General features: G+C 35.6%; 30 protein-coding genes. 18 read left to right on the top strand and 12 right to left on the bottom strand.

The genetic code is table 11. The features are described 5' to 3' along the window. Positions 1–15: 15 nt before the first annotated feature. Entirely contained in the window at positions 16–1,680 is a 1,665-nt protein-coding gene (gene rnjA, locus BW724_RS14315; RefSeq protein ID WP_088075867.1) for a ribonuclease J1, read from the bottom strand. A 3-nt stretch (positions 1,681–1,683) separates the two neighbouring features. Beyond that, positions 1,684–1,893, bottom strand: a complete 210-nt coding sequence (locus tag BW724_RS14310; RefSeq protein WP_088075866.1) for a DNA-dependent RNA polymerase subunit epsilon — start codon at positions 1,891–1,893, stop codon at positions 1,684–1,686. Positions 1,894–2,374: 481 nt separating this feature from the next. Between BW724_RS14310 and BW724_RS14305 the strand changes: the two genes are divergently transcribed. Then, positions 2,375–3,151: a Cof-type HAD-IIB family hydrolase gene (locus BW724_RS14305; protein ID WP_088075865.1), complete on the top strand. Its 777-nt coding sequence runs from the start codon at positions 2,375–2,377 to the stop codon at positions 3,149–3,151. A gap of 76 nt (positions 3,152–3,227) precedes the next feature. On the opposite strand, the gene def is transcribed toward BW724_RS14305, so the two are convergent. Continuing rightward, a complete protein-coding gene (gene def / locus BW724_RS14300) occupies positions 3,228–3,812 on the bottom strand; it encodes a peptide deformylase (RefSeq protein ID WP_088075864.1) in 585 nt (194 codons plus the stop codon). A gap of 185 nt (positions 3,813–3,997) precedes the next feature. Further along, positions 3,998–4,195, bottom strand: coding sequence for a hypothetical protein (locus BW724_RS14295; RefSeq protein ID WP_088075863.1), 198 nt, complete (start codon positions 4,193–4,195; stop codon positions 3,998–4,000). Positions 4,196–4,369: 174 nt separating this feature from the next. On the opposite strand from BW724_RS14295, the gene BW724_RS14290 reads away from it, so the two are divergent. From BW724_RS14290 to lpdA, 5 genes are all read left to right on the top strand, one after another. After that, positions 4,370–5,023: a YkyA family protein gene (locus BW724_RS14290; protein ID WP_176371416.1), complete on the top strand. Its 654-nt coding sequence runs from the start codon at positions 4,370–4,372 to the stop codon at positions 5,021–5,023. A 492-nt stretch (positions 5,024–5,515) separates the two neighbouring features. After that, the gene (gene pdhA / locus BW724_RS14285) at positions 5,516–6,604 is read left to right on the top strand and encodes a pyruvate dehydrogenase (acetyl-transferring) E1 component subunit alpha (RefSeq protein ID WP_088075861.1); all 1,089 of its coding nucleotides are present in this window, start codon (positions 5,516–5,518) and stop codon (positions 6,602–6,604) included. Between the two features lie 3 nt (positions 6,605–6,607). Then, entirely contained in the window at positions 6,608–7,585 is a 978-nt protein-coding gene (locus BW724_RS14280; protein ID WP_088075860.1) for an alpha-ketoacid dehydrogenase subunit beta, read from the top strand. 91 nt (positions 7,586–7,676) lie between these two features. Next, positions 7,677–8,981 (top strand): dihydrolipoamide acetyltransferase family protein, encoded by a 1,305-nt coding sequence (locus BW724_RS14275; RefSeq protein WP_088075859.1) that lies wholly within the window; start codon positions 7,677–7,679, stop codon positions 8,979–8,981. Positions 8,982–8,985: 4 nt separating this feature from the next. Further along, positions 8,986–10,395, top strand: coding sequence for a dihydrolipoyl dehydrogenase (lpdA, locus tag BW724_RS14270; protein ID WP_088075858.1), 1,410 nt, complete (start codon positions 8,986–8,988; stop codon positions 10,393–10,395). Between the two features lie 193 nt (positions 10,396–10,588). Here lpdA and BW724_RS14265 read toward each other — a convergent pair whose 3' ends face one another. Then, a complete protein-coding gene (locus tag BW724_RS14265) occupies positions 10,589–11,008 on the bottom strand; it encodes a hypothetical protein (protein ID WP_088075857.1) in 420 nt (139 codons plus the stop codon). A 214-nt stretch (positions 11,009–11,222) separates the two neighbouring features. Further along, positions 11,223–12,746, bottom strand: a complete 1,524-nt coding sequence (locus tag BW724_RS14260) for a glycine betaine uptake BCCT transporter (protein ID WP_088075856.1) — start codon at positions 12,744–12,746, stop codon at positions 11,223–11,225. Between the two features lie 180 nt (positions 12,747–12,926). Between BW724_RS14260 and BW724_RS14255 the strand changes: the two genes are divergently transcribed. From BW724_RS14255 to BW724_RS14240, 4 genes are all read left to right on the top strand, one after another. Then, complete coding sequence (locus tag BW724_RS14255) at positions 12,927–13,865, top strand: polysaccharide deacetylase family protein (protein WP_088075855.1); 939 nt, start codon at positions 12,927–12,929, stop codon at positions 13,863–13,865. Between the two features lie 269 nt (positions 13,866–14,134). Continuing rightward, positions 14,135–14,578: a hypothetical protein gene (locus BW724_RS14250; protein WP_088075854.1), complete on the top strand. Its 444-nt coding sequence runs from the start codon at positions 14,135–14,137 to the stop codon at positions 14,576–14,578. 89 nt (positions 14,579–14,667) lie between these two features. Further along, entirely contained in the window at positions 14,668–14,970 is a 303-nt protein-coding gene (locus BW724_RS14245) for a DUF3055 domain-containing protein (protein ID WP_088075853.1), read from the top strand. A 302-nt stretch (positions 14,971–15,272) separates the two neighbouring features. After that, positions 15,273–15,404: a GapA-binding peptide SR1P gene (locus BW724_RS14240; protein ID WP_088075852.1), complete on the top strand. Its 132-nt coding sequence runs from the start codon at positions 15,273–15,275 to the stop codon at positions 15,402–15,404. Between the two features lie 85 nt (positions 15,405–15,489). Here the strand turns inward: BW724_RS14240 and BW724_RS14235 are convergent, their stop codons facing one another. Continuing rightward, the gene (locus BW724_RS14235; protein WP_088075851.1) at positions 15,490–16,977 is read right to left on the bottom strand and encodes an aminotransferase class I/II-fold pyridoxal phosphate-dependent enzyme; all 1,488 of its coding nucleotides are present in this window, start codon (positions 16,975–16,977) and stop codon (positions 15,490–15,492) included. 126 nt (positions 16,978–17,103) lie between these two features. Here BW724_RS14235 and BW724_RS14230 point away from each other — a divergent pair, with 126 nt between their 5' ends. After that, positions 17,104–17,376 (top strand): UPF0223 family protein, encoded by a 273-nt coding sequence (locus BW724_RS14230; RefSeq protein ID WP_088075850.1) that lies wholly within the window; start codon positions 17,104–17,106, stop codon positions 17,374–17,376. 84 nt (positions 17,377–17,460) lie between these two features. Here BW724_RS14230 and BW724_RS14225 read toward each other — a convergent pair whose 3' ends face one another. Beyond that, positions 17,461–18,105 (bottom strand): YktB family protein, encoded by a 645-nt coding sequence (locus BW724_RS14225; RefSeq protein ID WP_088075849.1) that lies wholly within the window; start codon positions 18,103–18,105, stop codon positions 17,461–17,463. A gap of 435 nt (positions 18,106–18,540) precedes the next feature. Between BW724_RS14225 and BW724_RS14220 the strand changes: the two genes are divergently transcribed. Beyond that, a complete protein-coding gene (locus BW724_RS14220) occupies positions 18,541–18,729 on the top strand; it encodes a hypothetical protein (RefSeq protein ID WP_088075848.1) in 189 nt (62 codons plus the stop codon). Between the two features lie 159 nt (positions 18,730–18,888). Continuing rightward, positions 18,889–19,662 carry an inositol monophosphatase family protein gene (locus tag BW724_RS14215; RefSeq protein WP_088075847.1) on the top strand — a complete coding sequence of 258 codons (774 nt, stop codon included), beginning with the start codon at positions 18,889–18,891 and terminating at the stop codon, positions 19,660–19,662. Positions 19,663–19,684: 22 nt separating this feature from the next. Here the strand turns inward: BW724_RS14215 and BW724_RS14210 are convergent, their stop codons facing one another. Then, on the bottom strand, positions 19,685–19,867 hold the full coding sequence (locus BW724_RS14210) for a DUF5325 family protein (protein ID WP_088075846.1): 183 nt from the start codon (positions 19,865–19,867) through the stop codon (positions 19,685–19,687). A 164-nt stretch (positions 19,868–20,031) separates the two neighbouring features. On the opposite strand from BW724_RS14210, the gene BW724_RS14205 reads away from it, so the two are divergent. After that, complete coding sequence (locus BW724_RS14205) at positions 20,032–20,385, top strand: YlaH-like family protein (RefSeq protein WP_088075845.1); 354 nt, start codon at positions 20,032–20,034, stop codon at positions 20,383–20,385. A gap of 54 nt (positions 20,386–20,439) precedes the next feature. Here BW724_RS14205 and BW724_RS14200 read toward each other — a convergent pair whose 3' ends face one another. Both BW724_RS14200 and BW724_RS14195 read right to left on the bottom strand, forming a co-directional pair. After that, positions 20,440–20,646, bottom strand: coding sequence for a YlaI family protein (locus tag BW724_RS14200; protein WP_088075844.1), 207 nt, complete (start codon positions 20,644–20,646; stop codon positions 20,440–20,442). Between the two features lie 79 nt (positions 20,647–20,725). Next, positions 20,726–21,073: a DUF5665 domain-containing protein gene (locus tag BW724_RS14195; protein ID WP_088075843.1), complete on the bottom strand. Its 348-nt coding sequence runs from the start codon at positions 21,071–21,073 to the stop codon at positions 20,726–20,728. Positions 21,074–21,237: 164 nt separating this feature from the next. Here BW724_RS14195 and BW724_RS14190 point away from each other — a divergent pair, with 164 nt between their 5' ends. Continuing rightward, positions 21,238–21,693 (top strand): pyridoxamine 5'-phosphate oxidase family protein, encoded by a 456-nt coding sequence (locus tag BW724_RS14190; RefSeq protein WP_088075842.1) that lies wholly within the window; start codon positions 21,238–21,240, stop codon positions 21,691–21,693. A 361-nt stretch (positions 21,694–22,054) separates the two neighbouring features. Beyond that, positions 22,055–23,386 (top strand): PhoH family protein, encoded by a 1,332-nt coding sequence (locus tag BW724_RS14185; protein ID WP_417891396.1) that lies wholly within the window; start codon positions 22,055–22,057, stop codon positions 23,384–23,386. Positions 23,387–23,484: 98 nt separating this feature from the next. On the opposite strand, the gene BW724_RS14180 is transcribed toward BW724_RS14185, so the two are convergent. Then, positions 23,485–23,973 (bottom strand): hypothetical protein, encoded by a 489-nt coding sequence (locus BW724_RS14180; RefSeq protein ID WP_088075840.1) that lies wholly within the window; start codon positions 23,971–23,973, stop codon positions 23,485–23,487. A 94-nt stretch (positions 23,974–24,067) separates the two neighbouring features. Here BW724_RS14180 and glsA point away from each other — a divergent pair, with 94 nt between their 5' ends. Together glsA and BW724_RS14170 are read left to right on the top strand one after the other, a co-directional pair. After that, positions 24,068–24,994, top strand: a complete 927-nt coding sequence (gene glsA / locus BW724_RS14175; protein WP_417891406.1) for a glutaminase A — start codon at positions 24,068–24,070, stop codon at positions 24,992–24,994. A 103-nt stretch (positions 24,995–25,097) separates the two neighbouring features. After that, entirely contained in the window at positions 25,098–25,382 is a 285-nt protein-coding gene (locus tag BW724_RS14170) for an Fpa/YlaN family protein (RefSeq protein WP_088075838.1), read from the top strand. The last annotated feature ends 191 nt before the right edge of the window (positions 25,383–25,573 follow it).

The following is a 25,573-nucleotide window of genomic DNA, read 5'->3' as shown; positions in this document are numbered from 1 at the left end:
ACATTTTATTTTTTATTAGATTTCCATAATGATTGGTAAAATCATTGGCTTACGCTTTGTTTTTTCATATAAAAATGGTCCGAGCATATCTGTAATTTCTGTTTTAATTTCAGACCACTGAGATGTCTTTTTCTCCATGAGTCCTTCTAGGTGCGTTGTAAGTTTTGCTTGAGCTTCATTTATTAAATCACCTGATTCTCTCATATATACAAATCCACGGGAGATAATATCAGGCCCAGCAGCGACTTTGAACTCTTTCATATTCAAACTGACGACAACGACAACAAGTCCTTCTTCAGAAAGTATTCTTCGATCTCTTAATACGATGTTACCAATATCACCGATGCCATTACCATCAACATATACAGATCCAGAAGGTACTTTCCCTGCTAGACTGCCTTCGCTTTTATCTAGTGCAAGTACATCGCCATTGTCCATTAAGAATATATTTTCACTTGCTACACCACATTCTTCAGCAAGTTTACCGTGCATTTTTTGCATACGAAACTCACCGTGTATCGGCATGAAATATTTTGGTTTGATCAAACGCAGCATCAACTTTTGTTCTTCTTGTCCACCATGTCCTGATGTATGAATATCATTTAAAGAACCGTGAATAACTTCTGCACCAGCACGGAAAAGTTGGTTAATGATTTTGCTCACGCTTAAAGTATTACCAGGAATAGGGGAAGATGAAAACACAACTGTGTCCCCAGGTATGATTTGTATTTGACGATGAGTTCCATGGGCAATTCTAGAAAGTGCTGCCATTGGTTCTCCCTGGCTACCAGTACATAAGATTGCAACCTGATCCGCAGGTAATTTATTTAATTGAGATGCATCAATAAAAGTACTTTTAGGTGCTTTTATATAGCCTAATTCTAATCCGATATTAATGGCAGATTCCATGCTTCTACCAAAAACAGCAATTTTTCTTCGATATTTAACAGCTGATTCAACCGCCTGCTGTAAACGATAAATATTAGAAGCAAAAGTTGCGAAGATAATACGACCTTCTACAGAACGGAAGATTTGGTCAATACTTTCTCCGACTTTTCTCTCAGACATCGTAAAGCCAGGAACTTCTGCGTTAGTACTATCTGATAATAAACAAAGTACACCGTCTTCACCGATCTTCGCCATTTTTGTTAAGTTTGCTGGATCACCGACTGGGGTGAAATCAAATTTAAAGTCACCAGTATGAACGATATTACCAGCAGGAGTTTTTACGACTACACCATAAGAGTCAGGTATACTGTGAGTTGTTTTAAAGAAGGAGACTGAAGTTTTTTGAAACTTTACTATCTCGTCTTCATGAATCTCACGTAATTGCGCTCCCCTTAATAGTCCATGTTCTTCTAACTTGTTTCTAATAAGAGCTAATGCTAATTTTCCCCCATAAATAGGAATATTAATTTCCCTTAATAAATATGGGACACCACCAATATGGTCTTCGTGACCATGCGTGATGAATAAACCTTTAATTTTATCTTGATTCTTTACTAAGTAGGTGTAATCAGGAATAACGTAATCGATTCCTAATAACTCATCTTCAGGAAATTTGATCCCGGCATCAATTATAATAATTTCATCCTGAAATTGAACACCATACATATTTTTACCGACTTCACCCAAACCTCCGAGGGCGAACACTGCTGCTTGATGATTTTTTGCTTTCATAATTTACACATTCTCCAATTTGAAATTTTCGTTTTGTTGTTCATATTCTAGTACTTGTCCTTCAATTGCTGTAATGAATTCGATGTTATACGTTCTGTCAGCTAATTTTTTACGTACCTCTTCCACTGACTCAGCCTCCACATATAGAGTCTCTGTCTTTTCCCTGACAGGCACCTCTGTAGTGTTTTGCTGATAAAATACTTTAAATATCATCTTTTACATCCTCTCCTTAATTGTTAATTATAATTTATTTATTTATACGATAGGATTAGTTAAATTGGTATTACCGATAATTAATTTGTTTCTCCTATGTATGTTCCCCAGATCCAATCGAAGTATAAACTCGCCGTTCTTATTATACATAAAAAATATGCTAAATGATAATCCTTCTTTCTCATTTTAGAGAAAGAAGGATTTATTCCATTATGCATATAAGTTTTTCGGGAGTAAATCCCTGCATCTTTTTAATATACGTTCTCTCCACCTTTTTAACATTTTAAACCCTCCTTCAACGCAATTCAAGGATGAAGCTTTCTTTTTTATAAGTAGTATTTGTAATTTCTAAAAAACATTGAGAGGGAAAGGTTGGTAAATCATTTTGACAATAAATACTTGGCTATGTAAATATAGATAAGGTAAGCTTAATTCCACTTTTATAGTAGCAAGAAATTTATAAAAAAGAGGTTGATTTAATATGGATAAAAAGATCGTTTTTTTAGATATAGATGGAACGCTATTAGATAGGAATAATCGCATACCTTCTAGTACAAAAAATGCTATCAAAAAACTTAAGGAGGGAGGGATAGAAGTTGCCATTGCAACAGGACGTCCACCTATTTGGTTTAGTCATATTTTAAATGAATTAGATTTAATGAATTATGTCAGCTTTAATGGATCTTATGTCGTTTTTAATGGAGAGTCTTTACTCACAAATCCATTAAATTCTGAAGAACTATCTAAATTTGTTGAATTTGCCAATGAAAAAGAACAACCAATGGTTTTTCTTAACGAAAAAGAAATTTATGCAAATCATTCTAGTCACCCATTCATTCATGAAAGTATCGGTGGGATGGATTTGCAACATCCACCGTTTAATAAAACTTTTCATTTAGAAAATGACGTCTATCAAGCATTACTATTTATTGAAGAAAAAGACTCTCCTTGGTATAAAGATCATTCTCAATTTGATTATGTTCGTTGGCATGAGAAAGCGATAGATATCTTACCTTCTGGCGGTTCAAAGGCAAAAGGAATTGAGGCGATGTTGAAGGCTATGGGCATACCAAAGGAGAATAGCTATGCATTTGGAGACGGTTGGAATGATATTGAAATGTTAAAATATGTGGGCTGTGGAGTGGCAATGGGGAATGCAGTTATTGGTGCAAAGGAAGCGGCAGACATAGTTACTAACGATGTTGAAGAAGACGGACTCTATAAAGGTCTACTCAAATTGGATTTAATTAAAGAATAGAACTATTTTCACCGTAGCCAATGAATTTGTAGTTAATCATTTCATAAGATAATTTAATGCAAGGATAAAGGGCCCTTTAACCTATGGGCCCTTCAAATTCATTTCTTTTTATTACTTCGCGCGGTGGAAGTGGATATTTAAATGAATCCTCTATTTCCTCAATTCGATCATAAAACATAATCCCTTTTAGATGGTCTATCTCATGTTGGAACACAATGGCCGGGAAGCCTTTTAAGCGTAGGGTAATTGTTTGCCCTTCTGAAGTAACACCCTCCACTTTAATTCTTGAATACCTAGGAACAATGCCATTTACCTCACGATCAACGGATAGGCAACCTTCACCATTTTCAAGAAATGTAGTTTCAGCTGAATGACTAATTATTTTTGGATTAAACATACCAACTTCTAATAATTCATCATTATGGTCAGTAGTCCTAACTGCGATAATTTGTTTACTAACATTTATTTGTGGGGCTGCTAATCCAACTCCTGGGCGTAAATCATGCTCTTCAGCAATTTCTGGATCTTGGCTATGTACTAAAAAATCCATCATTTGCTTCAAGATTTTCTTATCCTCATCTGTTGGAGGTAGTGTTACCGCAGCAGCTTCTTTCCTTAATGTAGGGTGACCTTCTTTAATAATATCCTTCATGGTAAGCATAAAAAATTCTCCTTCCAGCAACAATAAAATTTATGAATGATTCATTTAAAAAAATTCTCTAAAATAAGTAGTCATGGTATGATATTATACACAAGGGTTAATTAAATTATTTTAAAGCATAATGTTATTATAATCGATACACGCTTAAGAAACGAGAGCTTTTTACTCCCGTTTCTTGCTCTGCCTTAATATCTTTTTCTAAGGGTTCCTGCTCCAACTACTACAATTAATATTAAAAGTATGACTAACAAGGATAGAGCTCCTACTGCATAATAACCGTAAGCTGATGACGGTCCAGTGCTATAAGCAGGTGTTGCATAACCGTAGGTGGGTACTCCATAACCATGTGGATAATGAGTGTAATAACCACTATAATTATACATGGCATTGCCTCCTTTAAGCAGTATATTTATATCATATGCATTTGACTATTTTTGGAGTGGATATTTACCTAGTCATTATTAATTTAATTAAATAAACTCTTGTAAAAAACATTAAATTAGGTTAATTTTGATAGTAACGGTTTATTGTATGGACTTATTAAGGGGGAAAGAAAGTTGAAGAAAATTTATCTGATTTTTGCAGCATTGTTATTAACATCAATTTTGGCAGCATGTAACGAAGAAGAGGAAAACCCTGTTGAGTTTATGTATGAGCATTTAGAAGAAGCAGTTCAAATAGAAAAGGCTGTGGAAGATAAGCAAGCACCATTAACTGAAGCGGAAAATAATGAGCTTGAAAAATATGAATCGTTACAAGATATCGATGAATTAGAAGAATTAGAAAGCATTGCTCAAGGAGCGATTGAGTCTGCCGAAGAGAGACGAGCAATTATGGAAGAAGAAAAAGCTATTATTGATGAAGCTTTTGAAGAATTCCAGTTAGCTATTCCTTTTTTAGAAGAGATTGAAGAGGAAGAACTAAAGGCTCATGGTGAAAAAATGATTGAGACTATGGAAGCGCGTTTTAATACATACCAAGAGCTTTATAATCAATATGTAAAGACTATAGATTTAGATATTGAATTATATGAGATGTACTTTCAAGAAGATACAACAATTGAAGATTTACAAGAACAGCACGATTTAGTTAATGAAGCATACAAGGAAATAAATGAACTAAACGAAAGCTTCAATCAATATACAAATGATTTTAATGAAGATAAACGAAGCTTCTATGAAATGGCAGAACTTAATGTAGTATTTGAATAAACCCAAAAAAAAGCCCCTATTAATTTAGGGGCTTTTTTCATTTGCAACAGCATGCTTTTTTCTAAAGTATAAACAAACGGAATTGGTTTCGATTAATTTGTGAGCATTAATCTTGCACTAATATATATAACAGTCATAAAATAAGGTTATAACAGGTTGGTGATACTATCCGTAAATAAACAACGCGACAGTGTTAAAAAACCTACAGAATAAGTATAAAATCGTTGACTATTAGTAAATGTTTCATGTAAACTAAAATTCGTGGTAATCATTGTACTAATTTATTTTTTAAAAAAGTGATACAGAGAGAAAAGATTATTCAATCGAGCTTTAGGGTATGAGATGAAAAGTGATATTCTTTCATGGTTATAATTCACATTGTTTTAATGTAGATGGGTAACCTAAACAATGGTGAATAAGAGCATAGAATTATACAAAATGATTTTTATACTTATAAGCTTCGCGACTAGAAAGGAAGAGGTGAATTGATTCATGGAAAAGACAAAAGAATTGAAAAATATTGAAAGTCAATTCAAAACATTTCAAATCCTGAATGAAGAAGGGGAAGTTGTTAACAAGAAGGCAATGCCTAAACTTTCAGATGAAGAACTGAAAGAGTTAATGACAAGAATGGTTTATACACGAATCTGGGACCAACGTGCTATTTCACTTAACCGTCAAGGACGTTTAGGTTTCTATGCACCTGTAGCAGGGCAAGAAGCATCTATGTTAGGATCTCAATTTGCCCTAGAAAAACAAGACTGGATCCTTCCAGGATATCGTGACATTCCACAAATTGTGTATCATGGTGTCTCATTAGAGCAGGCTTTCCTTTGGTCAAGAGGTCACTATCAAGGTGGTCAAATGCCAGAAGGTGTGAATGTATTGATGCCTCAAATTATCATTGGAGCTCAAATTATTCAAAACGCAGGCGTGGCTATGGGATTAAAACGTAAAAATAAAGACGCTGTTGCCATTACTTATACTGGAGATGGTGGTGCTTCACAAGGTGATTTCTACGAAGGTATAAACTTCGCAGGAGCATTCAACGTACCTGCTATCTTCGTTGTACAAAACAACCGTTTTGCAATTTCTGTACCTGTTGAAAAACAATCGGCTGCAGAAACAATTGCACAGAAAGCAGTAGCTGCTGGAATTCACGGTGTACAGGTGGATGGAATGGATATTCTAGCTGTTTACGCTGCAACAAAGGAAGCTCGTGAGCGTGGATTAGCTGGAAATGGACCAACATTAATTGAAACACTAACATACAGATATGGGCCACATACGATGGCAGGTGACGATCCAACAAGATACCGTACATCTGACTTAGATGATGAGTGGGAAAAGAAAGACCCGATTGTACGTTTCCGTAAGTTCCTTGAAGGTAAAAACCTTTGGAGCGAAGAGGAAGAAAACAAAGTAGTAGAACAAGCGAAAGAAGATATAAAAGCTGCGATCAAAAAAGCAGATAGTGCTCCAAAACAAAAAGTTACGGACCTGATTGGATTTATGGGGGAAGAGCTTCCGTACAACTTAAAGGAGCAAATGGAAGAGTATAAAGAAAAGGAGTCGAAGTAAACTATGGCGCAAATGACAATGATCCAAGCGATAACTGATGCTATGCGTAACGAATTAAAGAATAATGAAGATGTTCTTGTATTCGGTGAGGACGTAGGGCAAAATGGTGGTGTATTCCGTGCAACGGAAGGACTACAAAAAGAATTTGGAGAAGATCGAGTTTTCGATACACCACTTGCTGAATCTGGTATCGGTGGTTTAGCAATTGGGTTAGGTTTAACTGGATTCCGTCCTGTGATGGAAATCCAATTCTTCGGTTTTGTATTTGAAGTTTTTGACTCAATTGCAGCACAAATGGCTAGAATGCGCTATCGTTCTGGCGGGGTATATCATTCGCCAGTAACAATTCGTTCTCCATTTGGAGGAGGAGTAAAAACTCCAGAATTACACGCTGACAGTTTAGAAGGTTTAATGGCACAAACTCCTGGTGTTAAAGTAGTAATTCCTTCAACACCGTATGATGCAAAAGGGCTTTTAATTTCTGCTATTCGTGATAATGACCCAGTTGTTTTCTTAGAGCACATGAAATTGTATCGTTCATTCCGTGAAGAAGTACCTGAAGAGGAGTATACAATTCCGTTAGGTAAAGCTGACGTAAAGCGTGAAGGAAAAGATATTTCAATCATTACTTATGGAGCAATGGTTCATTCTTCATTAAAAGCTGCTGAAGGATTAGCGAAAGAAGGAATTGAAGCTGAAGTAATTGATTTACGTACAGTAAGTCCACTAGACATAGATACGATCATTGCTTCTGTGGAAAAAACAAACCGGGCAATCGTTGTTCAAGAGGCACAAAAACAAGCTGGAGTTTCAGCTCATGTAGTAGCGGAGATTAACGAGCGTGCAATCTTAAGTCTAGAAGCACCTGTTCTACGTGTAACAGCTCCAGATACTATTTTCCCATTTGCTTCAGCAGAGGATGCGTGGCTACCGAGCTATAAGGATATTGTGGAAAAAGCTAAATATATTATTAACTTCTAAATATAGATGCATTGACTGGAAAGACGATATTCTTTTCAGTCCTCCTTACTTTTAACATACAGAAAGATTATTGAAATGGAGGCGTTAAATCGTGGCATATGAGTTTAAAATGCCTGATATTGGTGAAGGAATTCACGAAGGCGAAATCGTTAAATGGGAAGTAGAAGAAGGCCAAGAAGTAAAAGAAGACGATGTACTATGTGAAGTTCAGAATGATAAAGCAGTAGTAGAGATACCTTCTCCAGTGGATGGGAAAATTAAAAAAATCCATGTGGAAGAGGGAGTTGTAACAACAGTCGGTACGGTAATTGTTTCTTTTGAAACAGATGCTGTTCAACCTCCATCAGCACACGGAGACCATGATGAAGAAGAATCACAACAAGAAGAAACACAAGAAAATGATCAAGCAAAAGCAGAGGTAGCATCTGAGCCAGCTGTTCAAGCTGATGTAGATGAAAATCGTCGAGTAATTGCGATGCCGTCTGTACGTAAATATGCACGTGAAAAAGGGGTAACTATTGCAAAAGTTGCAGGTAGTGGTAAAAATGGACGTGTTCTAAAAGACGATATCGATAAGTACTTATCTGGTGAAACAGTTGCAGCAGGAGGCGCTACTGATACAGCAGCAGAAGCTCCAACAACTACACAAGCAGCAGAGAAAAAGCCAGTTGCTCCATACCAACCAGCAAATGCGGAACTAGAAACGCGTGAAAAAATGTCTGGAATTCGAAAAGCTATTTCAAAAGCGATGGTTAACTCAAAACATACTGCACCTCATGTTACATTAATGGATGAAATAGACGTGACGGATTTAGTAGCGCATCGTAAAAAATTCAAGGCAGTCGGTCAAGAAAAAGGAATTAAACTTACTTTCTTACCATACGTCGTGAAAGCTTTAACTTCTGCACTTCGGGAGTATCCAATCTTAAATACATCTTTAGATGATGCTACAGAAGAGATTGTTCATAAGCATTACTATAACATAGGAATTGCTGCAGACACTGAAAAAGGATTACTTGTTCCAGTAGTAAAAGATACTGATCGTAAATCAATTTTTGCTATTTCAGATGAAATCAATCAGCTAGCAACGAAAGCACGTGAGGGTACATTAGGTTCGGACGAAATGAGAGGCGGATCATGTACAATTACTAATATTGGTTCAGCTGGAGGACAATGGTTCACTCCTGTAATCAACCATCCTGAAGTTGCTATACTTGGTATTGGGCGTATTGCAGAAAAAGCAGTAGTGAAAGACGGAGAAGTTGTGGTTGCTCCAGTACTTGCATTGTCATTAAGTTTTGATCACCGTATTATTGATGGTGCAACGGCACAGAATGCTTTAAATCATATTAAACGTTTATTGAATGATCCACAATTAATTGTAATGGAGGGTTAATCATATGGTAGTAGGAGATTTTCCGATTGAAGTAGATACACTAGTTATTGGTTCCGGACCAGGGGGATATGTTGCAGCAATTCGTGCAGCACAGTTAGGACAAAAAGTAACAGTTGTAGAACGTGAAAACTTAGGTGGAGTTTGTTTAAATGTAGGATGTATCCCATCTAAAGCTCTTATCGAGGCAGGACATCGTTTTCATAAAGCTAACCATTCAGAAGATATGGGGATTTCTGTAGGAGAAGTGAATCTTGATTTCTCAAAGGTACAGAAATGGAAACAATCTGTTGTTGAAAAGCTAACAGGTGGTGTTGAAGGATTACTAAAAGGAAACAAAGTAGATATCGTTAAAGGTGAAGCCTACTTTGTTGATGAAAGCACAGTTCGTATTATGGATGAAAAATCCTCTCAAACATACAAGTTTAACAACTGTATTGTTGCAACTGGTTCTCAACCAATTGAACTTCCAGCATTTAAGTGGAGTGAAAGAGTCGTTTCTTCTACTGGAGCACTTTCACTAAAAGAAGTTCCTAAGAAGTTGATTGTAATCGGTGGAGGTTATATTGGAATTGAACTTGGTTCAGCTTATGCTGATCTTGGCTCTGAAGTAACTATCCTTGAAGGGACTAAATCAATTCTTCCCGGGTTCGAAAAACAAATGAGCCAACTTGTTGCTAAGCGTTTGAAAAATATGGGTGTTACAATTAAAACAGAAGCATTTGCTCAATCCATGGAGGAAACAGCTGATGGAATAAAAGTAAAGGCTGAAGTTAAAGGTAAGGAAGAAGAATTTGACGGAGATATTCTTCTTGTCACTGTTGGACGTCGCCCTAATACAGATGAGCTAGGCTTAGAGCAAGCTGGTGTAGAAATAGATGAAAAAGGTATTGTTAAAGTTGATAATCAGTGCCGAACTTCCGTAAAAAACATCTTTGCTATTGGTGATATTGCCCCAGGACCTCAATTAGCGCACAAAGCTTCCTATGAAGCTAAAGTTGCAGCTGAGGCAATTGCTGGTGAACCTTCAGTAATTGACTATACAGCAATTCCAGCTGTTGTATTCTCAGGTCCTGAATTAGCAACAGTAGGTTTAACAGAGCAAGAAGCAAAAGATGAAGGATATGATGTCGTTGCATCTAAATTCCCATTTGCAGCTAATGGTCGTGCACTATCTTTAAATGAGACAGAAGGTTTCATGAAAATGGTGACACGAAAAGAAGATGGTCTTGTATTAGGTGTACAAATTGCAGGTGCAAATGCATCAGATATGATTTCTGAGGCATGTGTAGCAATTGAAGCTGGAATGACTGCAGAAGATCTTGCGTTGACTATCCATGCACATCCATCTTTAGGTGAAATTACGATGGAAACTGCTGAAGTTGCTTTAGGTATGCCAATCCATATTGTAAAATAATTAAACTTAAGTGTTCTAGTATGGCAATTGCCATATTAGGACACTTTTTTTGGCTCTGTAAAGGATAAGCCATCGAGGAAAAGGCTTACCAGCCGCCTGCGGGAGATGAGTGCCTGTAACTAAAATTTAACTGTTTAACAGAGCCTTATAGTTAAAAAGCTCCTAACTAATAGGAGCTAAAATTTAATATAAGTTATGATATATCCTCAATTATTTCTACCAATTCGTCTTCTAACATACTGAAAATTTCATTCGTTTCTTTAAATCCTTCAATTCGCATTTTGATACCGAATTCATCAATGACTAATAGGGTCGGATAAACAATAATATCATAGTACTCAGCTAATTGTTTTTCAGTAGTAGAAACTATTTTTACAGAACTAAGTTGTCCTGGATATTTTCGTTGGAAGGTTAATAAAGCATCATAATAGCTAGCTTCCTCTTCTATTCGTTCATCATTTGAAAAAAGAAATGTGACCGGACTAGAATAAAAATTTTCAACATGAAATGGTGGTTGGTCGTCATCACTGTGCTGATTAGATGCCTCATTTGTTTGACAGCCAAATAATATGCTGAAAACAACCAATATAATAGTTAACTTTACAATCTTCATCCTGTCACCTTACTTTCTCAAGATACATCGTCCATCTATTACATCTTATCACTTTCGGATCAAAATAGATCATTCGTAACAAAACTGTTATGTAAATGAAAGCATTTCGTCAACGTACCACCAAAAGAATTGTTCTTACTATTGAAGTAACCGCAATTAGAAAAAAACGCATGGAGTCAGGTTCCATGCGTCAACTAAAAGATGTAATTAATTATTAATCATAATTTTTTACTTTTCTTGGAGGTATTTTTTCTGCCCTAAGAGCCCTTACTAAACTATATATCATGAAAATCATAATGATGGTAAAAGGGAAGGCTGCAATAATAGATGCTGTCTGTAAAGCTTCTAGTCCTCCAGACCATAGGAGTACAGCTGCAGTAGCTGATTGAATTAACCCCCATACAAATTTCACGCTGTTAGGAGGATTTAAGCTTCCGTTTGTAGTTTGCATTCCTAATACAAAGGTTGCTGAATCTGCCGATGTAATAAAGAATGAGGCTATTAATAATATGGCAATGCCAGACATAATTAATCCAAAATTATATTCTTGAAGTACAACGAACAATGCAACTTCCATTCCTTGAGATGGATCCTCAATTACACTCATGATATCCAAGCCTTCCATGAGCTCTAGATTAATTGCAGTTCCTCCGAATACAGCAAACCATAAAGCACCGAAAATCGTTGGCACTGCAATTACTCCGATAATAAATTCACGAATGGTTCTGCCTTTAGATACTCGTGCTATAAATGAGCCAACAAATGGTGCCCAAGCAATCCACCATGCCCAGTAAAAAATAGTCCAATCTTCAACCCAAGTTGATTCAGGATTAAATGTATCCAGCTGGAAACTCATTCTTACTAAGTTTTGAATATAGCTGCCAAGTGTTTGGGTAAAAGTATTCATAATAAAATTTGTTGGACCTGAAAATAAAAGAAACAACATTAAGAATAGGGCTAAGTAAATATTGGCTTTACTCAAAATGCGTATGCCTTTGTCTAACCCTGTTTGTGAGGAAACCATATAAAGAATTGTGATTATAAGAATAATCATCAACTGTAAAAAAGCTGAGTTTTCAAAACGAAACACGTTTGAGAGACCTCCACTAATCTGTGCAGTACCAAAACCTAATGATGTAGCTACACCAAAAATAGTGGCAAAGACAACAATGACGTTAATTGTTGTTCCGATAGCTCCATTAATTTTATCACCTAGAATGGGTTCAAAGGTTGCACTTACAACTCCTGCGGAACCTTTTCTGAATTTAAAATAAGCAAGAGAAAGGGCGACAACAGAATATATTGCCCAAGGGTGTAATCCCCAGTGGAAAAAGGAATAACGAATCGCCACCCCAGCAGCGGCTCTTGATGTTGGCTCTAAGCCCTCAGAGGTGGCTGGATAATGGAAGTGATACAAAGGTTCTGCCGCTCCCCAAAAGACAAGTCCTATTCCCATACCAGCTGTAAATAAGAATGAAAACCATGTTAAATAGTTATATTCTGGTTCATCTTCTTGTTTACCTAATTTAATACGTCCGACAGGGCTAACAATTAATATAAGAGCAAATACTAGAAAACTTGTGGCAGCAAGTAAATAGAACCACCCAAAGTTACTTGTAATAAAGCCTTGAATATGTGATGTTACTGCATGAAGATTATTTGGAGCGATAGCTCCCCATAATATGAAAGCTGACGCTATAATTACTGAGATTATAAATACTGGTGTTAATTTTTTCAAAGCAACCACCTACCTTAAATCTATATTGTTATAGCTGTATATCAAGAAGGGACAAGACTAATACACATTATGTGTAATATAGTTTTTTCTATACGACATAAAATTAGTATGAAATGTTTATTTTCCCTTACTTATGTCTTGTGATAGAATTCAAATTAGATAGTAGAAAGGATGAATGAAATGAAAAAGTGGGGTTTATTAGTAATTATTTTATCTCTTATTCTCTTTGCAGCTTGTAATGGCGGAGATGATGATAGTGACGAGGTAGATCTAGACGATACGGATAATGGTTCGGAGGAGCAAGAACCTGAATTACATGAAGACTCTGATGAAAGGCAAGAAGATGGATCTATAGAAGAAGAAAGTGATACAGAAGAGCGAGATGAGGGTTCTCATGAGGATGAAGGTTTAGAAGAGGAAGAAGAGGTTGCTGAAGTAACTGAGCCATTATATCAAATGGACGGATCTACAGTTAGACCAATTGATGAGGAAACATCTCCAAATGTTGTTCTATTAACCATAGATGACTCTTTTAATGATGCTAATCATAATAACGCCTTGGAAATGGCGCAAATATTAATGGATTTGGATGCAAAAGCAATCTTTTTTATTAACGGCAGATATATACAAGATGAGAATGAACATGCAGAAAATAGAGCTATATTAAAAGAAATATATGAGATGGGCTTTGAAATTGGTAATCATACTATGAACCATGCAGGGAGTTATCCAGGGTTGGCCTCCTTAACTCCTGAAGAACAACGCAAAGAAATTGTTGAACTAAATGATCTAATTGAAGAGATCATTGGAGAGAGGCCTAGATTTTTCCGAGCTCCTTATGGAAGAAATACAGATGAGTCTAGGGAGATTTTGGAAGAGGAAGAAATGCAGTGGATGAATTGGAGTTATGGGTTTGATTGGGAGTCACCATATATGGAAGCAGATGCATTAACGGAAATCATGTTAGATCCGGGGAAAGACGGTGCAAATGTTTCATTAACGAATGGTGCAAATTTATTAATGCATGATAGGGAATGGACGAAAGATGCACTGCATGATATTGTTGTAGGCTTAAGGGAACAAGGTTTTGAAATAGTTGACCCTGCTTTAATTAAATAAGATAGATATCTAGAGGTTGTCCCAGAGGTCATTGAAAAATGATCATATAGGATAGCCTCTTTTTATTGCCAATGGAAAGGGAGTAGCTTGTAGCGAATTAAATTACAATAATTCTATGGTTAACTTACTGTACTGTAAAAAAACTTTCGAGTATATATTAAATCATTACTGAATATAAATGACATTGTTATGACAAAACATGACATGATATTTAGAGGGATTATGATATGATTTATTAACCATCTATAAAATAGGAAAGGTGGGGGTGAATGATGAAGAAATCAGAATTACTAGATCAATTAAGGTTGGAAGTAGGTCTTGCATTTGATTACGCTAGTAGCGAAACGGATTTTTTCAAGAAAGTACTACAAGCTATTTACCGCGTTACTGAGAAATGCTTTAAACTCTCTTTATATATTACATATAATGATGGATTAGATATGAAGCTCTTATATCATTTAAGTTCAAACGATGAATATAATAAGCAGGTGTTTGGTTTCGGATTTATATCACTTTGTTACTTAAGAGCTACTATCCTAATTAACGTAAAGGATAATCAAATGATTTTTGCCCCAATCTTTTCAAATACACAATTAAAGTATGTACTTGGAATACGTACAATGAATGAGCAATACTCCTTCTCTACGCAAGATATTGAGTTTATAGATGAGTTAATAAGATTTATTGAGGCAAAACAGCAGACTTTTGAATAAAATGTGATCTAGGTGATTGCATAATTACAATTTATAATTTATAATTAGAATATTCAGAAAATTAAAATTGAAAGGAGAGTTCAGTTCTGATGGAACAATATGAGAGGCTTTATGATGATACAGAGCGAGTGAATGTAAGGTTTATTGGGATGACAACAGAATTAGCCCGTTATGATTTTTCAATCATGTATACTAATTCATTTTTTGGGAAGCCACTTATTACTTGTATGCAAACAGGACGCTCCTTTCTCATGTGCGCGAATGATGCAGAGGACGTAGAGCATATTCAACAACTTCTTCATCTCTCTGATGAGAAGGAAGCAATCTCAATATCCGACTTTTTTAAAGAAATTTTACCGTTAACGTCAATGGAACCCCAATACACGGACTGAAAGTGGAAGATGTCCTCTTATGTGACTTACTAGTTACATGAGAGGGCATTTTAATTTAGAAGATTTATTAAATCTTGATTGTTTGTCATCTAGTATTTCGCTTTATGTTACCGTTTCTTCTTCAAAACGTAATAGTTACCTAATATAGCCTATATATGAGTCATTAATCAGTTATAGAAAGCAAAAATAGGCTTGTGTTAATTAAAGTGTTATACACAAAACTGTTGACATGAATAATGTGTCATACTAAAATTAATAATGAACAATGATAACGCTTACTATTATGAAGGGGTGGGGTTCTAATGGGTAGTATCGTGTGCCAAACTTGTGAAGAGGTAATTGGTTATTATGAATGTGAAAAGGTTGTTACTTTGTATGGGAAATGTTGTGAAAACTGTTCTGTGAATAGGGGTAAATCTGCAAACAGGAAATAGATATAATTAAGGGGTTATATATAGAAAACAGGCTGGGACAACACTTTAGTCCCAGCTTCTTTATGTTCTAACTTATCTATGTTTATTAAAAAATAGCCTTGTGTTCTTTAATTACTCTTATGTTTTTCAGACTTCCATCCTCTGGACCCTGGACTGGTAGCCCAACTTCAATGTTTTTCGCGATGTAAGTTAAGTTCTCTTCGTCAATAATTTCTCCAGGAATTAAAATAGGAATACCTGGTGGATAAACCATAACAAATTCGGCACTTATTCTTCCAGCAGAGTGTTTTAATGTAATAACTTCAGTTTCTGCGTAGAAAGCATCTCGAGGAGATAAGGCCAGAGTTGGTATATTTGGTACATGTACATTTACCTTTTTAGGTTCATGGTTGTCCATTTTGGCTAATTGCTCTTTGGAAAGTGTCTCTAAAGCGCTAAGCAGTATTTCTGTTTTATCATGGGTATCTCCTATCGTAATGATACAGAGAATGTTGTATAGATCAGAAAGTTCTACCTCAATTTTATACTTCTCCCTCAACCACAATTCCACATCATGTCCAGTCACACCTAAGCCTTTAATGGATATGGTTAATTTAGTTGGATCCATATCGTAAATTGCCCCGTCATTCAACATTTCTGTTCCAGGGCAATATATACCAGGAATTTCATTTAATCGTTTTCTAGTATCATCAGCAATAGATATGACGTTGGTTAAAAGTTGTTTACCATTCGTTACAAGTTGTCTCCTTGCTGTATCTAAAGATGCTAATAATAAGTAAGAAGTTGAAGTTGTAGTTAACATACTAATAATGCTTTGTACGCGGTTTGGTGATACAAGTGATCCCTGGACGTTTAAAACAGAACTTTGGGTCATAGATCCACCGAGTTTATGGACACTGGTAGCTGCCATATCAGCGCCTGCCTGCATAGCTGATAAAGGTAAATCTTCGTGAAAATGAATGTGCACCCCATGTGCTTCATCAACTAAAACAGGGACATAATAGGAATGCGCTATATCTACGATATCTTTTAGATTAGCAGAAACACCGAAATAAGTTGGATTAATCACAAGGAGTCCTTTTGCGTCTGGGTGAGCTCTTAATGCTTTTTCAACAGATTCCGTTGTAATCCCATGTGAAATCCCTAATTTATCATCTATTTCAGGGTGTATAAATATTGGTGTAGCACCAGAAAATACAATCGCAGACATGATTGACTTATGAACGTTTCTTGGCACAATGATTTTTTCGCCTGGTCCACAGACGCTCATTATCATGGTCATAATTGCGCCACTCGTCCCTTGGACAGAAAAGAATGTATAATCAGCACCAAAAGCTTCGGCAGCTAATTCTTGTGCTTCTTTAATCATTCCACCTGGATGGTGAAGGTCATCTAGTGGTTCAATATTTATCAAATCTAAAGAAAGGGCATTTTCGCCAATGAAATCTCTAAATTGTGGATCCATCCCCTTACCACCCTTATGGCCAGGTATATGAAATTGGATTGGTTTTGTATTAACATGTGCAAGTAAGCCGTCAAATAATGGGGTATTATGTTGTTTTGGATTGGACAATCGTATTCACCTCAAATGAAATCGTGTATTAAAAGAATGCCTTATTTGATATCCTTTTATTAAAGCAAAAAGAGTATACCAAATTGATGAAGTCTTGCAAAGAAATATTTATGAAAGGGTGGTTTCATGAAGGACGATGTTATTATACCTATTTCAATTGATTGGAATAAGGAGGAAGTTGTAGATGTAGTAAATTTCTATGATTCCATTGATAAGGCGTACCGTAAAGGTGTTGAAAAGGAGGCATTACTTAAATTATATCGTCGTTTTAAAGAGGTTGTTCCAGGCAAGGATGAGGAGAAACAAAGTTTTAAAGAATATGAAAAACAGACAAACCAATCCCCATACCATGTAGTTAAAAAAGCAAAGGAAAGTGAAGAAAAAATGATAATAATGTAGCATTATTTTTTTAATAGTTCATAAAAACTTGGGTGAAATGAATGATTATCACCCAAGATTTTTATTAGATTAACTGTTTCCTTTTTATAATGATCCAATTTCAGCTTCTTGCATCGCAAGCTTATACAGAGGCAGAAGTTTTTCATATGTAGCAATGACTTCTTTTGTTAAAGCTTGTCCATCGTTTAAAATTGTATCTCCCACTGGAAAGTGTCTTCCAACTAAAAACTCTGCTTTTTTCACGTCACGAAATCTTTCTAACGTTTTCTTGAAATCTTCTTCATTCATTTTATCCACCAGCATGGCATCTTTTTTCATATGATCCTGTGAAATGACATATTCATTAGGAATATCAGTAACAGTATCTAAATGATTTAAGAAAGTTTGAGCAATATTTTGCTTGTTAGGGAGTTCATAGATAAAAGCAAGCCATACAAAAACGTGGTCGTCGAATAGCCCCACTTGGAAATGAGGGTGTTTCTTATATCCACGCTTATTATGACATACTGCTAACCATGTATCTTTTGGAGGATTTACGCTTCTCCTTGCATGTTTAGCTATATGTAAATACATCTCATTGCCTAGGGACATGGAAAGTTGTTGGGCTAAATCTTCACCTAGTTCTTTAAATTTAGGTTGTATTTTTTCTCGAATCCCTTCCATTCTTTCATCCAATCCGTCAATAGTAAATACATCAAAATCTTCTTTATTAAATCCATTAAAACTCATTTTATTTCTCTCCTTTATAAACGTTTATATTATTAGACCTACCGTGATAATAGACATGATGTAATTGTATTCGCTGCGCTTTCCGTGAAGGATCCGGCAATGCTGCGAGTTGTCTCGACGGATACCCTTCGTAGCATATGGTCGTTGAGAAAGAGGCAATATAATCATGGACTCCAACAACAACAGTTTATCATATCATTTTATGTAGGGAAAAAAGTATGCATTATTAATGTAGATGATGAGTTTACTAATCTTAACAATGTGGAAAAAGTATAATACCACCAAAAATGTGTACCAAATTTGAAATAAGACACATAGGTTATATTAAAGATTCTTATTCTTAAGAATGGTTAACGAATGATGGTCAAGTCTATTATTGAAAATTAGTCATCGTTGGTAAGCATCTCATTGATGAAGGAGAAAAGGGGTGGAACAATGGAGAAGGTCATTCAAACCATAAATAGAAAAAACGGAAAACAGCGATTATCTGTTCTAAGGATGGAACTTGACTACGAACTCCTGACACTGTTCGATGCGCTTCAAACCAACGATCAAGAGCAAGTGAAGAAGTGTAAACAGAAACTGGAGCGTTTAAGAAGAGAATGGATAGAGTATTTAAAGTAAAAATATTTGTGGACCTTTTGTAAGGTTCACTTTTTTTGGGGTACAGAATAATTACTGCTATCAATCTAATGAATTTAATTTAGTTATACTTATTTGCGGAAGTAATCAATTTTGTGATATATGTTATAAAACGAAAGAAGATTAGGGGGTAAAATCGACTTGAATGATTGGAATGAAATATACAATACATCAAAAGAGTGGATATTAGAAGCTGGAGACTACATAAGGGAAAAAATGAAGAGCTCAATTAATGTCTCTTCTAAGGCAAATCAAAATGATTTAGTGACAGATGTTGATAAGGCAGTAGAGGAGTTTTTTATTGAGAAATTAAAGGACAAGTATCCAACTCATCGATTAATGGGTGAAGAGGGCTCAGCAGAGTTGATTAGTAATTTAAATGGAACGGTATGGATATTAGATCCAATCGACGGAACAGTGAATTTTGTTCATCAAGAGTGCTTCTTTGCAGTTTCTCTAGGTATATACCATGAGGGAGTAGGGATGGTTGGTTTCATTTATGATGTAATGAAAGATGAGTTGTTTACTGCACTAAAAGGACATGGGGCGTATGTGAATGGTAAAAAGCTCGATACCGTTTCGAATGTTTCACTACAAGAGTCCATTTTAAGTGTAAATGTAGGCTGGATATTAGAGGATCGCCGTCTGGAGTATTTTGTAAAAGAGGCTAGGGGGTTTCGGTCATATGGCTCTGCAGCATTGGAAATTGCATATGTAGCAGCAGGAAGGTTAGAAGCTTATATTAGCTTCGCGTTACATCCTTGGGATATAGCAGGTGGAGCGGTTATTTTGAAAGAAGTTGGTGGAATAGTTTCTAATTACGAAGGAAGAGAGCTAACTTACTTAAATAAGGATACTTTCATTGCAGCAAACCCGGCTATCCATGAACTACTGATGGACAAACTTCATAACTAAAAAAGAGGGCCTAAGGTAAACCTCAGACGACCTCTTGTTGTCCTTTTCTTTTAAGGCCAAATCCTGTGCCTACTGAGAGTAGAGTTAGGACAATTGCACCAATTATTAAGGGAGAACTGCCTAATGAGATACCAATCCCAATGAGTACTAAACCGGTAGTACCTAAGAAAGCTAATAAAAAAGAAATCCAATTGAATGATTGCACAGTTAACAACCTCCTTTTTTATAGTGTAACGGATATTTCCCTTTTAGAAAAGTAGAAGGTATATGATATAATCTACTAGAACTCATTAGGGTAATTAGTTTGAGTTTATATTGTATTACTTTGTTAACATTTCATTTAGTCACATAATTAGGAGTGAACGACACATGTTGTTTTTTTTGGCTGCGGTAGCAGATGCACCTACCTATAATATGACCCCCATTGCTGAAATGCTAGGACTTACAAATCCAGAAAACTTTTTCTTCGGTTTTCCTATTATGTATTTAATAGTGACAGTATTGACGGTGATTGTTTTTAATCTTGGCTTTGCAAGGAAACTGCCTGTTTTAAAGCAAGCAATCGTATATATCCTTATGCTGCTAGGAAATATCTTGTTAACTCTTCTTGCACTAATATTACCGATAATTGAATCACTATTTGTTGCCACATTAGTATTAGGAGTTTATAAGCTACAAATGAAGCGTCACAAAACAGATACTGGAGAAGCAGTGGAGGAGTAATAAAAAGAAACTGAGAGAGAAATTCTCAGTTTCTTTTTTGAATGGTTTTGTTATTTATTGAATCCACTCGTCTTCTTTTTCAGTAGTAGTAAACTGTTTAAAATTTCCCGTTTCTTTTCTTTCAATCGTTCTTTTTTCAATCCTGCTGTTGCATTCGTCACACATATACGTGTGAATAGGTCGGTTACGAAGCTTTTTTGCTAATGGTGAAAAATCATCTATATTTTGGATAATGTCACATATGACGCACTTAACTCTCATAATACACCTCTCTGGGAAAAGTATGTTGAAATTATTATAACATGTTTTATTAAAAATAAGAAAATTGTGTATTATTTTGCTAAGAACGGTGTTGATCTAGGTTAACGTATTCCAATAAATTACTGATCCATTCCCCAATGAGTGGAACATCTACAAATTGGCGAAGAATTAAACCCAATAGAGATAAGACAATGACAGTTCCAATAGTTAGTCCTAAACCTCTCCCGATTCCAACTAAAATATTTATAAAAAAAACTCTCTTTGGATTAGTGTAGTTTAAGAGAATTTCTCTAATTTTACTTCTTTCCAAAGTACGATTTATGCGAGATAACTTGTAGTCTAATTGCTCTGCCTTTTCAAGGCTCCTTGTATATTTCTCAAGCTCATGGATTATCTTTTCAAGGTCTTTTATATCATTAGTACTCATGTTAACACCACCTGAATTTTATGAGGTAACAGAGAGTAAGTCGATGGAAATCAAGTCAATGGTTTCATATATGATAATTTTTTTAAAAAATGAGTCTGAATAGTTTTATCTGAATGTAAATATAGGTATAGTAATATTGAAGATGATATAAAGGAGGATATAACATGGCTAATCAAGTAGAAACAAAATTAACAGAGGAGTTATTACCCCTCTTAAGACAAGAGCAATATGTTACTCTTGCAACCGTTGACTTTGAAAACGGTGGTCCTAACGTTAATGCAATATCTTGGGTGTATGCACAGGACGAGACAAAAATCCGATTCTCTGTAGATAATCGCTCACGAATCGTTGAAAATATCCGCAAAGAACCTCGTGTAACGTTAACCTTAGTTGGAGCTGGATCTACATATTCCATTGCAGGAAAAGCAAAGATTCTTCAAGAGAAAATGGAAGATGTTCCATTAAAGTTAGCATTAATGGAAATTGATGTTGCTGAAGTAAGGGATGTCATGTTTTATGGTGCCCGGATCACACAGGAACCTAAATATGAGAAAACATATGATAAAGATGCAGCAGAAAAACTTGATAAACAAGTGATGGCTGCTATGAAAAAAGCTTAACAATTATTCAAGAAAATAGAGGCTAGGGTCTAAGTGCTTTAATCATTGAAATTCCAATCGATTAATTAAGTTAAACACTTTATATGCCTAGGCCTCTTTTTTTATATTATTGTTCTCCTTCAAATCTCCCTGTTAGTTAATACACTTCTATGGCTCTTCTCTGCCACCTTGTATTTAATTGGTCCTACTTCAGATTCAAACGAAATTCCATCAACTATAGTCCAACAACCTCATAAGGTCTTACTTTATCCATCGCTTTTTTTATATAGTTACCTACTATTGTTTGATTCAGCGTCTATCTTTATTCTTATCAACATAGATTATAGTAAATCACAAATATTTTCAGTCTGTAGGAGGCGAGATGTTGGATACACGTAGATATGTTTTAGATACGAACGTCCTGCTACAAGATCCATTGGCTATTTATGCCTTTGAACAACACGAAGTGATTATACCAGCTGTTGTGCTGGAAGAAGTGGATTCGAAAAAGCGAAATATGGACGAAGTAGGGAGAAATGCAAGATATGTAGCAAGAATTATTGATGAAATGAGGGAAAAAGGTAAGCTCCATTTAGGAGTACCATTGCCTAATGGTGGGAGATTACGTGTTGAATTAAACCATCGCTCATTTGGTAAAATGAAAAATTATTTTTTGGAAAGGTCTAATGACAATCGAATACTGGCAGTTGCATTAAATTTAAGTGTAGAAAAAGAGGAGGAGGACCTTGGGAGTGTAACACTTGTCAGTAAGGACGCTCTATTACGAGTGAAAGCAGATGCACTCGGCATTCATGCAGAAGACTTCTTAAGTGACAGGGTTGTACAGTTTGATCATTTATATGCTGGTTATCATGAGGTCACGTTTTCCCCAGATATGTTAGACAAACTGTATGAAAATAGGAAATTAAATATAAGTGAAACGGATTTAAATCATGTTTATCCTAATCAATTTTATATAATAAAAGATAGTACAAATCCTTCTAAATCAGCGTTGGCGATGTGTAGTAAAGATATGAAGTTTATTCAGCTTTTAGTATATATGGAAGACACCATATGGGGAATCCGTCCTCGTAATGTGCAACAAAAGATGGCATTAGAATTATTATTAAGGGATGATATACCTTTAGTAACTCTTGCAGGTAAGGCTGGTACAGGGAAAACGCTATTATCACTTGCAGCAGGCTTGGCGCAAACAGAAGATATGCAAAAATATAAGAAACTACTTGTAGCACGTCCTGTTGTGCCAGTTGGAAAAGATATTGGCTTTCTACCTGGTGAAAAAGATGAGAAGCTTCGTCCATGGATGCAGCCTATATATGATAATTTAGAGTTTTTATTTAATGCCAAAAAGCCAGGTGAGTTAGAGCAGATTCTGGCTGGAATGGGGTCCATTGAAGTAGAGGCTTTAACTTATATTAGAGGACGTAGCATACCAGATCAATTTATCATAATAGATGAGGCTCAAAATCTAACCAAACATGAAGTGAAAACCATCTTAACGAGAGTTGGGGAAGGTAGTAAAATTGTTTTAATGGGTGACCCAAAACAAATTGACCATCCATATTTAGACGAGTATACGAATGGATTAACCTACGTTACGGAAAGATTGAAACATTTATCAGAAACAGGCCATATGAAATTTGAAAAGGGAGAACGTTCAAATTTAGCGCAAATGGCTGCTGATTTGCTCTAATTGTATATTTTATTCAAGAAAGAGGGTACCCCACATGCGTGTTAATAATGGGATACCCTCGGTTTTTGTGGCCGATGACCAAGGCGCTGTCGCTTTTCTTATTTAATTTTAATATTATATATGTTTTTGATTGGTGATTGTTTATTGGAACCATCGTTATAATAAAAATGTAGTGGTCCATTTTCAGAGAGAGGTTTCCCTTTAAATGAAAAGCCAATTATACCTTCTTTTGCTTCTTCTATTGGACATGTAAAATCTTCACCTTCACTCCGTTCAAAAATCACTTCTTTTGCATTATCTAATGGCGCTGCATTTTCTAAGAAGGGAAATAAGGGAATTCCATATGATTTTTCAGTTAACTCTTTTTTACTAACTGTGACATTATTTCCATTTGTTAATACTGATGCACCCTCTTTTCGGTGGAGGTCAAACGCTTTGGCTAATTTTTCTCCTTCCCTATCGTTGTGATTCTGTGTTTTTTGGGAAAAATAGGTGTCGAGATCCACTTTCCTGTCATCAAAAATCCATACACCTGGGTCGATCGTAATTGTATGTTGAACATTACCTGAAATAGTTATCGTAGACATTTGAATTCTCCTTTCTGTCCCTATTAATTATAATGGTGGTAGAAAATTTTGTCACTTGTCGCGATTTAGTTTGGAGGAGGAGTAGAAGATGGAAATGTGTAATGATAAAGAAACACTTGATACAATTGTAGAGGAAGCAAACAAGCATACATCTCAAGGGAAAGTTGCCGACTATATTCCTGCACTGAGCTTAGCAAACCCGGACACTTTATCCGTTGCGATATTTCAAAATAATAATGTTTGTACAACATCTGGTGATATTAATGAGAAGTTTACATTACAGAGTATCTCTAAAGTATTGAGCTTAGCAGTAGCCTTAATGGATTTAGGAGAAGAAGAGGTTTTTTCTAGAGTTGGTAAGGAACCTACCGGTGATCCCTTTAATTCCATTATCAAACTAGAGACACACTCTCCATCTAAACCACTAAATCCAATGATTAACGCTGGTGCACTTGTGGTTACATCTATGATAGAAGGGAGAACAATAGATGAAAAGCTAGAGAGGCTTTTGTCTTTCATTCAAGAACTTACAGGGAATCCTTCCATTACAGTTAATGAAGATGTGGCTAAATCAGAATTTGACACCGCTTATCTAAATCGCTCACTATGTTATTTTATGAAACAGCATGGTGTAATTATCGACAATGTAGAAACTTTATTGGAACTATATACGAAGCAGTGCGCTATTGAAGTCAATTGTGAGGATTTGGCTAAAATTGGGTATGTTATAGCGAATGATGGGAAAGATGTAGATACTAACAGACCGATTATTCCATTGCATATAGCAAGAATTTTAAAAACATTTATGGTCACATGTGGTATGTACAATGCATCAGGTGAATTTGCTATAAAAGTAGGAATCCCTGCAAAAAGTGGTGTCTCAGGCGGTATTATGGCCGCGGTACCTCATGGTGTTGGTATTGGAATATATGGTCCGTCACTGGACGATAAAGGAAATAGTATTGCTGGCATGAAAGTACTAGAAGCATTATCTGAACGTTATAATCTGAGTATATTTTAACTAAATTCCTTTTATACAACCCCCATCTATTGCAATTTTATAGTGGAAAAGATAATATAAAGCATAAGAGGAGTTTTTTATCTATAGAGGAGGAGGGATTCCGTTGTCAGTAGAAACCCTATCCGGACAGAGCGAAAAAGCTTATGCCCTTCTAAAAGAAGATGCTCAGAAAATACTAAAACTAATTGAAGTGCAGATGGCTAACTTAACAATGCCACAATGCCCTCTTTATGAGGAAGTTTTAGATACACAAATGTTCGGTTTATCACGAGAAATTGATTTTGCAATCCGTCTAAACTTAATAAAAGAAGAAGATGGAAAAGAATTATTAGGTAAATTAGAAAGACAACTTTCAGCCTTGCATGAAGCTTCTTTGAGAAGACAATAAGATAGTTTCACATCATAACCAATCAGGATAACCTCCTAATTGGTTTTTTTATTTTTTGTCGAATATAAGGAATTTTTATAATATTTACTCATATTGAGCTGGATAATTGAAGGAAATCATCCATTTAGATAGAATTAAAATAGAATGGACGAAACATGCTCAAAAAAAACGAAATTAGAATACATGTATGA

The sequence above is a fragment of the Litchfieldia alkalitelluris genome (assembly GCF_002153425.1).
GTDB lineage: Bacteria > Bacillota > Bacilli > Bacillales > Salisediminibacteriaceae > Evansella > Evansella alkalicola.
The sequence above is the reverse complement of the archived record's forward strand: the minus strand, read 5'-3'. Positions and strand labels throughout refer to the sequence as shown.

What these genes read in the sequence shown, in the direction of transcription:
- BW724_RS14230 (WP_088075850.1), top strand. Translation starts at nt 17,104, where the DNA reads ATGAAGGACGATGTTATTATACCTATTTCAATTGATTGGAATAAGGAG.
- BW724_RS14245 (WP_088075853.1), top strand. Translation starts at nt 14,668, where the DNA reads ATGGAACAATATGAGAGGCTTTATGATGATACAGAGCGAGTGAATGTA.
- def (WP_088075864.1), bottom strand. Translation starts at nt 3,812, where the DNA reads ATGCTTACCATGAAGGATATTATTAAAGAAGGTCACCCTACATTAAGG.
- BW724_RS14265 (WP_088075857.1), bottom strand. Translation starts at nt 11,008, where the DNA reads ATGAAGATTGTAAAGTTAACTATTATATTGGTTGTTTTCAGCATATTA.
- BW724_RS14185 (WP_417891396.1), top strand. Translation starts at nt 22,055, where the DNA reads ATGTTGGATACACGTAGATATGTTTTAGATACGAACGTCCTGCTACAA.
- BW724_RS14225 (WP_088075849.1), bottom strand. Translation starts at nt 18,105, where the DNA reads ATGAGTTTTAATGGATTTAATAAAGAAGATTTTGATGTATTTACTATT.
- BW724_RS14200 (WP_088075844.1), bottom strand. Translation starts at nt 20,646, where the DNA reads ATGAGAGTTAAGTGCGTCATATGTGACATTATCCAAAATATAGATGAT.
- BW724_RS14220 (WP_088075848.1), top strand. Translation starts at nt 18,541, where the DNA reads ATGGAGAAGGTCATTCAAACCATAAATAGAAAAAACGGAAAACAGCGA.
- BW724_RS14295 (WP_088075863.1), bottom strand. Translation starts at nt 4,195, where the DNA reads ATGTATAATTATAGTGGTTATTACACTCATTATCCACATGGTTATGGA.
- BW724_RS14305 (WP_088075865.1), top strand. Translation starts at nt 2,375, where the DNA reads ATGGATAAAAAGATCGTTTTTTTAGATATAGATGGAACGCTATTAGAT.
- BW724_RS14250 (WP_088075854.1), top strand. Translation starts at nt 14,135, where the DNA reads ATGATGAAGAAATCAGAATTACTAGATCAATTAAGGTTGGAAGTAGGT.
- BW724_RS14195 (WP_088075843.1), bottom strand. Translation starts at nt 21,073, where the DNA reads ATGAGTACTAATGATATAAAAGACCTTGAAAAGATAATCCATGAGCTT.
- BW724_RS14280 (WP_088075860.1), top strand. Translation starts at nt 6,608, where the DNA reads ATGGCGCAAATGACAATGATCCAAGCGATAACTGATGCTATGCGTAAC.
- BW724_RS14180 (WP_088075840.1), bottom strand. Translation starts at nt 23,973, where the DNA reads ATGTCTACGATAACTATTTCAGGTAATGTTCAACATACAATTACGATC.
- BW724_RS14255 (WP_088075855.1), top strand. Translation starts at nt 12,927, where the DNA reads ATGAAAAAGTGGGGTTTATTAGTAATTATTTTATCTCTTATTCTCTTT.
- rnjA (WP_088075867.1), bottom strand. Translation starts at nt 1,680, where the DNA reads ATGAAAGCAAAAAATCATCAAGCAGCAGTGTTCGCCCTCGGAGGTTTG.
- lpdA (WP_088075858.1), top strand. Translation starts at nt 8,986, where the DNA reads ATGGTAGTAGGAGATTTTCCGATTGAAGTAGATACACTAGTTATTGGT.
- BW724_RS14205 (WP_088075845.1), top strand. Translation starts at nt 20,032, where the DNA reads ATGTTGTTTTTTTTGGCTGCGGTAGCAGATGCACCTACCTATAATATG.
- BW724_RS14240 (WP_088075852.1), top strand. Translation starts at nt 15,273, where the DNA reads ATGGGTAGTATCGTGTGCCAAACTTGTGAAGAGGTAATTGGTTATTAT.
- BW724_RS14190 (WP_088075842.1), top strand. Translation starts at nt 21,238, where the DNA reads ATGGCTAATCAAGTAGAAACAAAATTAACAGAGGAGTTATTACCCCTC.
- BW724_RS14310 (WP_088075866.1), bottom strand. Translation starts at nt 1,893, where the DNA reads ATGATATTTAAAGTATTTTATCAGCAAAACACTACAGAGGTGCCTGTC.
- pdhA (WP_088075861.1), top strand. Translation starts at nt 5,516, where the DNA reads ATGGAAAAGACAAAAGAATTGAAAAATATTGAAAGTCAATTCAAAACA.
- glsA (WP_417891406.1), top strand. Translation starts at nt 24,068, where the DNA reads ATGTGTAATGATAAAGAAACACTTGATACAATTGTAGAGGAAGCAAAC.